This is a genomic window from Aestuariivirga sp., assembly GCF_044239095.1.
Lineage (GTDB): Bacteria > Pseudomonadota > Alphaproteobacteria > Rhizobiales > Aestuariivirgaceae > Aestuariivirga.
Genome location: NZ_JBIICB010000164.1, coordinates 1 through 9448, shown reverse-complemented (window position 1 = coordinate 9448; position 9448 = coordinate 1). Strand labels below are relative to the sequence as shown.

The 9448-nt window shown below is 63.7% G+C and carries 13 protein-coding genes; 7 read left to right on the top strand and 6 right to left on the bottom strand.

The genetic code is table 11. The annotated features are described in order from the left end of the window. Nucleotides 1–172 precede the first annotated feature (172 nt). The 3 genes from ACILRA_RS14555 to ACILRA_RS14545 are packed head-to-tail and all read right to left on the bottom strand — an operon-like array spanning nt 173 to nt 2342. A complete protein-coding gene (locus tag ACILRA_RS14555) occupies nt 173–580 on the bottom strand; it encodes a hypothetical protein (RefSeq protein WP_395662813.1) in 408 nt (135 codons plus the stop codon). Then, nucleotides 577–1896: a recombinase family protein gene (locus tag ACILRA_RS14550; RefSeq protein WP_395662812.1), complete on the bottom strand. Its 1320-nt coding sequence runs from the start codon at nt 1894–1896 to the stop codon at nt 577–579. The genes ACILRA_RS14555 and ACILRA_RS14550 overlap by 4 nt, the downstream gene beginning before the upstream one ends. A 2-nt stretch (nt 1897–1898) precedes the next feature. After that, nucleotides 1899–2342: a DUF2924 domain-containing protein gene (locus tag ACILRA_RS14545; RefSeq protein ID WP_395662811.1), complete on the bottom strand. Its 444-nt coding sequence runs from the start codon at nt 2340–2342 to the stop codon at nt 1899–1901. 361 nt (nt 2343–2703) lie between these two features. Between ACILRA_RS14545 and ACILRA_RS14540 the strand changes: the two genes are divergently transcribed. Next, nucleotides 2704–3372: a hypothetical protein gene (locus tag ACILRA_RS14540; protein ID WP_395662810.1), complete on the top strand. Its 669-nt coding sequence runs from the start codon at nt 2704–2706 to the stop codon at nt 3370–3372. A gap of 49 nt (nt 3373–3421) precedes the next feature. Here the strand turns inward: ACILRA_RS14540 and ACILRA_RS14535 are convergent, their stop codons facing one another. From ACILRA_RS14535 to ACILRA_RS14525, 3 genes are read right to left on the bottom strand one after another with little or no spacing between them, the layout of a single operon-like run. After that, entirely contained in the window at nt 3422–4066 is a 645-nt protein-coding gene (locus ACILRA_RS14535; protein ID WP_395662809.1) for a hypothetical protein, read from the bottom strand. Nucleotides 4067–4108: 42 nt separating this feature from the next. Next, nucleotides 4109–4396, bottom strand: coding sequence for a helix-turn-helix domain-containing protein (locus ACILRA_RS14530; protein WP_395662808.1), 288 nt, complete (start codon nt 4394–4396; stop codon nt 4109–4111). Between the two features lie 2 nt (nt 4397–4398). After that, nucleotides 4399–5169 (bottom strand): ImmA/IrrE family metallo-endopeptidase, encoded by a 771-nt coding sequence (locus tag ACILRA_RS14525; protein WP_395662807.1) that lies wholly within the window; start codon nt 5167–5169, stop codon nt 4399–4401. 248 nt (nt 5170–5417) lie between these two features. On the opposite strand from ACILRA_RS14525, the gene ACILRA_RS14520 reads away from it, so the two are divergent. The 6 genes from ACILRA_RS14520 to ACILRA_RS14495 form a co-directional block, all read left to right on the top strand. After that, the gene (locus tag ACILRA_RS14520; protein WP_395662806.1) at nt 5418–5981 is read left to right on the top strand and encodes a hypothetical protein; all 564 of its coding nucleotides are present in this window, start codon (nt 5418–5420) and stop codon (nt 5979–5981) included. Then, the gene (locus ACILRA_RS14515; RefSeq protein ID WP_395662805.1) at nt 5978–6751 is read left to right on the top strand and encodes a hypothetical protein; all 774 of its coding nucleotides are present in this window, start codon (nt 5978–5980) and stop codon (nt 6749–6751) included. The genes ACILRA_RS14520 and ACILRA_RS14515 overlap by 4 nt, the downstream gene beginning before the upstream one ends. Next, nucleotides 6744–7223, top strand: coding sequence for a hypothetical protein (locus ACILRA_RS14510; protein ID WP_395662804.1), 480 nt, complete (start codon nt 6744–6746; stop codon nt 7221–7223). The genes ACILRA_RS14515 and ACILRA_RS14510 overlap by 8 nt, the downstream gene beginning before the upstream one ends. Nucleotides 7224–7310: 87 nt before the next feature. Continuing rightward, a complete protein-coding gene (locus tag ACILRA_RS14505; RefSeq protein WP_395662803.1) occupies nt 7311–7862 on the top strand; it encodes a hypothetical protein in 552 nt (183 codons plus the stop codon). A 67-nt stretch (nt 7863–7929) separates the two neighbouring features. Next, nucleotides 7930–8697: a hypothetical protein gene (locus tag ACILRA_RS14500; RefSeq protein WP_395662802.1), complete on the top strand. Its 768-nt coding sequence runs from the start codon at nt 7930–7932 to the stop codon at nt 8695–8697. Continuing rightward, a partial coding sequence (locus tag ACILRA_RS14495) for a hypothetical protein (protein ID WP_395662801.1) occupies nt 8694–9448 on the top strand: 755 nt, incomplete at its 3' end. The genes ACILRA_RS14500 and ACILRA_RS14495, both read left to right, overlap by 4 nt.

Genomic DNA, 9448 nt, shown 5'->3' with positions numbered 1-9448 from the left:
TGACCGCCTGATTTCGGTCGAGTTTTGCGCGAATTGGTAACTCTGGCAAGACCCGACCTTGGCAAGTGGCGCCGGCAACCTGCGGCATGACAAGCGGGTTCACTTGGTCGCGACCTTGCCTTCCTAGATCCACGGCTCGCAGGTGCCGCGCATGCTTCAGAGAGCGACGACCTTAACCGCCTGCCAGCTCAGGTTGGTGACGATGGCGAAGTGAAGCGAAAGATTGGCAATTCCATTCTGCTGGAAACGGCCGCATCGCCTGCGCCATCGTCAGCCCCTCCGGCTGCCGCCCTGACAGTATGGCCTCGACGATCTCCGGCGCCAGCAGCGTCATGCGCAGCACCCGGCTGATGTAAGATGGGTTGATATTCTCAGCCTCTGCAATTTCCTCGATAGTGGCGATCTTGCCCGTCTCCAGCAGTTTCCGCCACCGGAAGCCGCGTGCGAGGGCCTTGAGCAGGGCGCTGTCGACCCGAGCCCTTGGTGTCGGCGCGGCTGTTGAGCCGTCCGGCGTCATTACGAGTATTCGCCCGCCGCGCTTGCGGATGGTGAATGGCACCGTGACAGTCTGCTCGGTCATGCCGCCGCCTTTCGGCTCTTGCCGGTAATGGTGCCGACCTCCGCCACCATCTGCGCCAGTCCCTTGTCCCTGAACTTCAGCCTCAGACCGTCGGAGCCGATGTCTACGCGCTCGATCAGCAATTGTACAATGCGCGCCTGCTCTGCGGGGAAGAGTTCGGCCCACAACGGGTCGAGAGCCGTCAAAGCTTCGCGCACATTGCCTTCCGCCAAGCCCTCACATTCCGGCTGCGCGGCGCGCCAGGTTGCCACGACCACCTCTGGTGCGCGCAGCATGCCGCGGATCTGGCCGATGACGGCGGCCTCGATCTCAGCCGCCGGCACCCGCGCCACGGGGCATTTGCCAGCGCCGTGCTTCAGGACCGTCTGACTGACGTAGTAGCGGTAGAGGCGGTCGCCCTTGCGGGTGTGGGTCGGTGAGAAGGCGGCGCCATCCGGCCCGTAGAGCAGGCCCTTGAGCAGGGCAGGCGTCTCGGCGCGCGTATTGCTGGCGCGAAGGCGTGGGTTTTCCTTCAGGATGGACTGGACATGATCCCATGTCTTCTGATCGATCAGACGCTCGTGCTCTCCCGCATAGCCGGTGCCCTTATGGACGGCTTCCCCAATGTAGGCGCGGTTGTTCAGCATACGGTAGAGGAAGTTCTTGCTCATGGCATTGTCGCGCGGCGTGCGGATGCCTTTTCTTACAACCTCCCGCGCAAGCTCCGTGGCCGAGCCGATTTCCAGGAATCGGGCAAAGATCCACCGGACGTTCCGGGCTTCCTCGTCTTCGATCACAAGCTTCCTATCCTTCGGCTTGTAGCCGTATGGCGGTGTGCCGCCCATGAAAATGCCCTTCATCCGGCTGGCCTTGACCTTGTCCCGGATGCGCTCGGCCGTGACCTCCCGCTCAAACTGGGCGAAGCTGAGCAGAATGTTCAGCGTCAGGCGTCCCATTGACGTAGTGGTGTTGAAGCTCTGGGTGACGCTCACGAAGGTCACGTTGTTGCGGTCGAAAACTTCGACCAGCTTGGAGAAATCCATCAGTGATCGTGACAGGCGATCGATCTTGTAGACGACAACCACATCGAACAGGCCGTCCTCGATGTCGGACATTAGCCGCTGCAGGGCAGGACGGTCCAGCGTGCCACCAGAGATTCCGCCGTCGTCATAGTGATCGCGCACCAGCACCCAGCCCTCGGAGCGCTGGCTGGCGGTATATGCCTCACACGCCTCGCGTTGGGCGTCGAGGCTGTTGAATTCCTGCTCGAGCCCTTCCTCGGAGGATTTGCGCGTATAGATCGCGCAGCGCAGTTTTCGCGTTGCAGGCTTGTTCATTCTTATGCCCTCGCGCTGGATTTGAGGCCGAAGAACACGGGCCCACTCCACGGCGTACCCGTGATGACACGTGCAATGGCAGACAGGGATTTGTAGGGTCGCCCCTGATATTCGAAGTCGTCATCCCGTACCGTGACGCAGTGCTCGACGCCCTGATATTCCCGGATGAGGCGCGTCCCAGAGATCGGCCTGCTGTCAGCGCGCGTCTGCCGCTTCGTCTTGCTGCCGCCGTCCAGTTCCTCGCCCAGCTTCTCCAGCCGCCGCACCGTCTCGGGCTTCAAGCCGCCATAGGCCAGTTCCTGGATCCGGTAGGCCAGCCGGCTTTCCAGGTAGCGCCGATTGAAGGCGGGCGGTTCGCTCTCGAACAATTGCCGCCACTGCTCCTTGAGTTTGGGCGTTGGGGTGGTCTTCAGCGCGGCCAGTCGCGCCAGCACTTTATCGCTCATCGTGTCATGCCTCCTTGTGAGTCGCGGATTGCATGACCGCTCTTCAGGCGAGATATGTCGACGTGACTTTCTCCACGGTCAGCAGATAAAGGACTGGACTGCCGCGTCTTCATGCGGATGAGCCCAGCGGCGAGAATGCGGCCCAACTCGGCGAGGCGTTCGGCAGGGGTCATGCGGTTGGGGTGGAGGGCGTTTGGCATGCACGCGTTCTGCCAAATCCACCAATGGCGCCGCTACGTTCGAAGGGGTGAAGCTCAGGCAGGCCCGGGTGGGTCAAGGGGTGAACCCCCGTCGCGAGAGAGAGGGTTGAACCGTTTGATCGTTCCCTGTATGTTCTTGCCAGTCAGCCCGGGAGATTTCCATGTTCATTGAAGACCTGGACCGCCAGCGGTGGAGCTTTCGCGAGGCCCGGCAACACGTGGCGCGGCTGATCCTGCGGCAGATCGAACTGGCTGGCACGCCGCCATCCGGCGCGCAGGGTGCGGCGCCGCAGTGGTACCGAAGCGGCGATCCGGTGCAGCAGGCCCAGGAGATCGCCATGAGGGAACTCCTGATCGCCCTGAAGGACGGCGATCTTCATGCGACGGGCCGGCTGTCGAAGCAGCGCCGCGAGCGCTACGCCTCCGGCTCGTCCAGCTGGGATTTCCATTCTGGCCATCAGGAAGCGATCCTTCCGCATCAGTGGCGCGAGGGCCGGTTCGGGTTTCAGGAGAACCTCGAATTGCGCGACGGGGAATTCATCGACATCCGTGTGCCGCGTTTCGCGGTGAAGGCCATCTGGCTGGACCTCCCGCCTTCGCCCGGCGGGACAGAGCCAGCCTACACCACGCCCTATCTCGAACTCATGCAGGCGGCGATCGGCGCGTTCCAGATGTCGGACCGGGCACAGGCAAAGAAGGAGAACCTCGTGGCCTGGTTCCTCGAGCAGGAGATCGACGGCGAGCCCGTGTCGGAGAACCTCGCCAACGCCATGGCGACGCTGATCAGGCTGCCGTCATCGCAGCGGGGCGGGTCGCGCCGCATCGGGTGAGACAGAATCCCTACGCCTCCATGTTGCCCCCACGCGTGGGCGACGCCGGTCAGCTGCACACCCCCGAATGCCAGAACCGCGACACCTTCTTCCTGACCGTGCTCTCGTCCGGAGGCTGATCCGAGGTGGCGTGGAACCATTCCATCAGCTTGCGGACGAGAAGCGCCTGTGAAGACGGCAGGCCGTTCTCATAGACGTTGCGGAACATCTCGATGTGGAAGCCGTCCCAGTCGTGCTTTGCGGATGTGCCGGGTCCGGCCGGGCGCCGCGCTGTCCGGGCGGCCGGCTGCTGCACGGCGGCCTGCTTCGTTTCCACGACAATGTTGTTGGCCGCCTCGAATTTCTCGATCTCGGGGCGTGTCAGGACGAGATCCTCGAGGCCGATCTCGAAGCAGTCGTGGTCGTGTTCGATTTCAAGGTGGGAATGCGGCTCACTCGACTTGAACCTGAAGATGCTGACCCGCTCGCCGCGGAAGACCCGCCAGATGTCGACGCCATAGAGTTGCTGGACGCCCCTGAGATAACGGGGCCCGCAAGGCACGCGGAAGATCTCACCCTCGGCCGTCTGCTCGTCATAGCTGGTGTCGACGCGAATGCCTCTCACCACCGTCGAGAAGGTGAGGATCTCGTCCACGGCAAGGCAGCCGAAGTCCGCCATGGTGACGTTCCAGCGCGCGGCAATGTCCGGCAGCATGAATGTCTGTCTCCGCGGCAGAAGCATGGTGGCGAGCCCCCGTCATTTGTATCGTTCGTCGATGGAGCGGAACCGGCGGTAGGCGCGCACGACCTTGCCGATGTCCCTCTGCATGTCGGGTGGAAACCGCTCGGCCTCGATGAACAGATCGTCAAGCCGCATGCCGAGAATGGCGGCGGTCTTCTCGATGAGTTCATCGCGCGGCGGGTTTTCGAGCTCGCGCTCGACCCGCGACCAGTAGGCCGGCGAGACGCCGAGGCGGCCGGAGATGTCGTTGAGGCCGATCCCCAGCTCGATGCGCCGTGTCCTGACAAAGGCGCCAAATGGCATGATTATTCCTTCTGTTTCGTGATCAGTCCGTATTTCCGCATGCGCACCCTGGCGAAGTCCGGCGTGACGCCGAAAGCCTCGCCGAGGCGGTCCACGGTCTGCTCCAGCGCATCGACGTCGGCGCGCCGGATGTCAATGATGGGAAGACCCATCTTGCCGAGCGAGGGGCGGTTGAGCAGCGGCAGGCCGTGCTCGTTGGCCAGCCGCACCAGGCATTGGTGGAAGGCAACCGGCGGCGCGAGAAAGGCGCCCATGAACTCGTTGGCGCGCCATTCGTCCCAGTCCATCTCCTGGGGCCCAGAAGTACCCCCGCCCAGCCTGCGAAACCGGCGTGACGCCTCGCTCACATATTCCATCCGCAGCCCGCGGCGCTCATGGACGGCGGCGGGCATGTCCAACAGGCCGTGGCCCAGCTCATGGCCGAAGGTGCTGCGCTCGAGGTCGGGGCGGTCCGCGACCTCGCGGGGATTGATGCTGATCATGATCTGACCCGGCTCGTCGGGCGAGTGCTCGCACAAGCCCGCCACCTGGCGGCGGCGCTCGTCCTGGATGGTGTTCCCGAAGTCCCAGATGAAGTGCATGGCGATGCCGTTGACCACCGCCCCCTTGAGCCGCGCGGCGACCATGCGCGGTTCCACCGGGCCCCGGTGCATGGAGCCCAGCACCTGGCGGCGGACGGTATCGGCGAGGGCCCAGACGGCCTGCGCCTTCATCGGCCTCGGTTCCATGGCGGGGGTGTGGGGATAGGCGGCACGGAGGGTGATCTGGGTCATTGCTCTTAACCACTCACTTAATGTCACAGTTCCGCTTATGTTCCAAATCACACTCACTGTCGAATCCTTTTTCGACGTTGCGCGCAGCCCCCGGCGCGAGGCCTGGGTGTTTCCGCCTATCTTCCCGGAAAATGCTCGATAACCCATTGTAATATGGCTGTTTTAGATAGGCGGAAACAGCCTTTCCGCCTGTTTCCGCCTGTTTCCGCCTATCCGCCCATCTCCGCCCTGTGCTTCGGTTGCTGTCGATGACCACACCACAAGCACAGGAGAACTTGCATGATCGGTTTACAGCGCAATTTCCGGGGACGGGGGCAGCGCCCATGACCATCCCCAACCAGATCACACTGGAGGCGCTGGTCCATCTGCCCGTCGCCGACCTCGTGGCGCTGCCCCCCGAGGAACTGGCTAGGCTCCAGCGGGAAGCCGACGCCGCGCTGTGCAAGGCCAGGGCCGCCGTGGCCTGGCTCGATGGCGCGCTCATCGTCAGGTACCGCGAACGGGCCGCCGCGGCACGCGAGCAGGACGGCAAGGATTTCGGGATCGCCCGTTTCGACGACGGCAGCGTCACGGTGGTGGCGGAACTGCCGAAAAAGGTCGAGTGGAAGCAGGACCTGCTGGCGGACCTCGTTGACCGGATCGCCGCCGACGGCGAGGACCCCCGCGAATACGTCGACGTGATCCTGAAGGTGTCCGAGCGCAGGTTCGCCGCCTGGCCGCGTCACATCCGGCAGGTCTTCGAACCGGCCCGCACCGTTCAGGCCGGCGCGCAGAGCTTCCGCCTCACCACCGATCCCGCAGGTGACGCATGAGCGTGCCCGCCATTTACCATCAGGCCGACTCGAGCCTTCCGCAGCTTGTCGATCATGCGGCGGCTACGCTCAGCAACGCGAGGACTGCAGCCGAGGTACTGGAAGCCCGCGAGCTTGCCTCGTTTGCCTATGACATCGCCAAGCGAACGGCCCGGCTGGCAAAGGCCAAGAATGCCTACGATGAACTCATCGCCGCTGCCCATCGTGCCCAAGCTGATTCCCTTGTGATTGAAGCACAGGCGAAAAGGCGTCTCGCGGATGAATACGATCTGGCGCGTGAAAGTGGCGTTGTGTCCGCGCAGGGTCAGCGGACGGACCTTCTTCCCGACGAGAAGAAAGTTCCAACGGCTGCCGATCTCGGCCTCTCCCACAAGGAGGTCCACGAGGCCCGAGTGATCCGCGATGCCGAGGAGGCTGAGCCCGGCATCGTCCGCCGCAGCCTCGACGAGAAACTCGCCCGCGGGGAGGAGCCGACGCGCGCAGCGCTGCGCAAGATGGTCGTTGACGCGGCCATGCGGGGCCTGCGGCCTGAGCGCAAGCCCAGTCGCCGGAACCCGCTCTACGTCCCGCCCACGCCGCAACAGGCCGCCTGGCAGCATGTCACCGGCACGTTCCGCGCCTTCGCCGAATGGGCCACGGACGACAAGCTCGCGCTTGCTCGCGAAGGCATGCGCGAGGCCAGGGCGGGCCCGTTTCATCACCTCGACGTCAAGGCCATCGCCCGAGGGGCGGAATGTTTCACCAAAATCAAGGAGTGGTTCGATGCTTGATAGTCAATCAGCGGCATTTGCCGAGCGCGTCTGGGACGTCGCGTCCCAGCTCGGCAACAATGCCCCGAAAATCGCCGATCACATCATGGAGGCCGCTTTCCCGCTGACCTGTTCGCAGGCCCGCGCGGAAGGAGCGATGCGGATGCTGCGCACCGGGATCATCTCGGAGGTGAAGCGGATCCTGCGCAACCGGCGTGACGTGGAGCGCCAGACGGATTTTGCCGACCGTTGCGACGCCTTTGCGCCCCTCGTCAGCGATCTGCGCTCGAAATCCTATTTCGTCGAAAGCGCCGAAGAATACGTCGCGGTCCCGGATCTTATTGCGGAGCCCGATCTGCTCGACGACGCGCGCCGGTTCATGCGGCGCAAGGGCCTCGAATGCCTTGCCGAGGCCAATCGCCTGGATGCGCTCTACACGGCGGTGACCGGCAATGGAGCCGACGCTGCGCTGATCGGTGAGGTGCTGGCATGAGCGGCAAGCTCCCCATCATCCCCGCCGGCCAGCGGCACTCGGATCTCGGCCTATCTCTTCGTCGAGCAAGGGACCGTCAACGCCGACATGGGCTTCCTCTGCACCGTCGATCCGGGCGGCACGCTTGGGACGACCTCCATCACCTTCGTCCAGTTCAGCGGGGCGGGGCAGGTTTCGGCGGGCGCCGGTCTCACCCGCACGGGTAACACCCTCGACGTTGTGACCGCGTCATCGGCCCGCATCGTGGTCAACGCCGACAGCATCGATCTGGCCACCACTGGTGTGGGGGCAGGCACCTACCGCTCGGTGACGGTTGACACATATGGCCGGGTCACCAGCGGCACCAACCCCACCACCCTCGCAGGCTACGGCATCGCCGACGCCCAGCCGCTGGACGCAACCCTCACGGCCCTTGCCGGCCTGTCCACCGTGGCCGACCGGCTACCCTACGCCACGGGCGTGGACACCTTCGCCCTCGCCACCTTCACCGCCTTCGGGCGCTCGCTGGTCGATGACGCCGATGCCGCCACTGGCCGCACCACCCTCGGCCTCGGCACGCTCGCCACCCAGGCCGCGAACAATGTCGCCATCACCGGGGGCAGCATTGATGGCGTGACCATCGACGGGGGCACGTTCTGAGGTGGTACCTTCTGGCGCGCCACTGCTTCACCCGTCCCGGCCATACGACAACTGAAAGAGAGCCCGCATGGGAATCAAGCTGAAGCGCTCCGCGGTCGCCGGAAAGGCCCCGCAGACGGCCGATCTCGACCTGGGCGAGCTCGCCGTCAACACATACGACGGCAAGCTCTACCTGAGGAAGAACGACGGTGCCGACACCATCCTTGAGGTGGGGCCCGTCCGCTCGGTTGCGGGCAAGACCGGCGCCGTGACGCTGGCCAAGGCGGACGTGGGCCTCGGAGAGGTTGATAACACCTCCGATGCCGCCAAGCCCGTTTCCACGGCGACCCAGACGGCGCTCAACGGGAAGGCAAACAGTTCCCACAGCCATGTAATCGCGGATGTGACCAGCCTCCAGACGGCTCTGGACGGCAAGGCCCCGCTGGCCTCGCCCGCCTTGACCGGAACCCCCACCGCTCCCAGTGCCGCGGCCTATGCCGACAGCACCCAGATCGCCACCACCGCACAGGTCCACGATACTGTCACCACGGTCCCGGAAAATGCCCAGACCGGCACGAGCTACACGTTTGTTCTCGCCGACGCAGGAAAGCTTGTGACCCTCAACAACGCGGCGGCCATCACGCTGACGATCCCGGCCAATGCGTCTGTGGCCTTTCCCACAGGGACCCGGATCGACCTCCTGCAATACGGTGCAGGGCAGGTGACGGTCGGCGGCGCCGGGGTCACGATCCGCTCCTCCGGATCGAAGCTCAAGCTTGCCGGTCAGTACTCAGGCGCCACCCTCTGGAAGAAAGGCACCAACGAATGGGTGCTCATCGGAGACATCGCAACATGATCGTGAAGCCCGCCCTCGCCGCCATGCTCGCCTCTGGCCTCGTCGCGCCAGAGAACCCCCCGATCATCCTGCCCAGGCCTGCCATCGTCAAGCCGGAGAGCCTTGAGGTCTCCAGGCACATGCTGCTTGGGATGCCTCTCACGATGGGTGTGCTGGCAAAACCGGCTCCGGTTGTTCCGCTGGTAAGCTCATACACCGGTGCTGTCTCCAGCACGACAAACGCAACTTCGTATAGCCTTTCACTTCCTATTGGAACGGCCTCTGCGGGCAGGTATGTCGTGTTTGCGATTGCTGCCCGCTCTGGTTCCACACAATCAGGCGTAACGATAGGCGGTAGTGCTGCTATAGGTTTACGCGTTCAAGCCGGTCTAAGCCTTTACCGCTCAAGCGGACCCATCACTTCGGGTACAACAGCGACTGTAGCGGTAACTCTGGCTGGTTCTGCAAACAACTGCCTGATCTACGGATGGAGCATAACAGGAGCGGTTCCTGTGCTTATCGAAGCCCTCTACGATGGCAGTAGTTCTACTGCGAACGGAGTGATTATTGATGTCGAGGCAAGCGGTTGCCTCATAGCAGCTTCGACAACATTCAATTCGCTAACGCAGGCTTGGAATGGTGTCCCGTCTAGGAACTATCAAGTGCTGGAAGCTAACACATCATTTGCTGCTGGCTCGGACAATATAACAACGACCCAACTAAACAGGGTCGTGCAGCCAAAGTGGTCGGCTACATCAACTACACTCACTGT

Bases quoted from the DNA above. Each gene is read 5' to 3' on its own strand.
- ACILRA_RS14555 (WP_395662813.1), bottom strand. From the start codon at position 580: ATGACCGAGCAGACTGTCACGGTGCCATTCACCATCCGCAAGCGCGGC.
- ACILRA_RS14510 (WP_395662804.1), top strand. From the start codon at position 6,744: ATGCTTGATAGTCAATCAGCGGCATTTGCCGAGCGCGTCTGGGACGTC.
- ACILRA_RS14545 (WP_395662811.1), bottom strand. From the start codon at position 2,342: ATGAGCGATAAAGTGCTGGCGCGACTGGCCGCGCTGAAGACCACCCCA.
- ACILRA_RS14550 (WP_395662812.1), bottom strand. From the start codon at position 1,896: ATGAACAAGCCTGCAACGCGAAAACTGCGCTGCGCGATCTATACGCGC.
- ACILRA_RS14535 (WP_395662809.1), bottom strand. From the start codon at position 4,066: ATGCTGCCGGACATTGCCGCGCGCTGGAACGTCACCATGGCGGACTTC.
- ACILRA_RS14505 (WP_395662803.1), top strand. From the start codon at position 7,311: ATGGGCTTCCTCTGCACCGTCGATCCGGGCGGCACGCTTGGGACGACC.
- ACILRA_RS14525 (WP_395662807.1), bottom strand. From the start codon at position 5,169: ATGACCCAGATCACCCTCCGTGCCGCCTATCCCCACACCCCCGCCATG.
- ACILRA_RS14520 (WP_395662806.1), top strand. From the start codon at position 5,418: ATGACCACACCACAAGCACAGGAGAACTTGCATGATCGGTTTACAGCG.
- ACILRA_RS14530 (WP_395662808.1), bottom strand. From the start codon at position 4,396: ATGCCATTTGGCGCCTTTGTCAGGACACGGCGCATCGAGCTGGGGATC.
- ACILRA_RS14515 (WP_395662805.1), top strand. From the start codon at position 5,978: ATGAGCGTGCCCGCCATTTACCATCAGGCCGACTCGAGCCTTCCGCAG.
- ACILRA_RS14500 (WP_395662802.1), top strand. From the start codon at position 7,930: ATGGGAATCAAGCTGAAGCGCTCCGCGGTCGCCGGAAAGGCCCCGCAG.
- ACILRA_RS14540 (WP_395662810.1), top strand. From the start codon at position 2,704: ATGTTCATTGAAGACCTGGACCGCCAGCGGTGGAGCTTTCGCGAGGCC.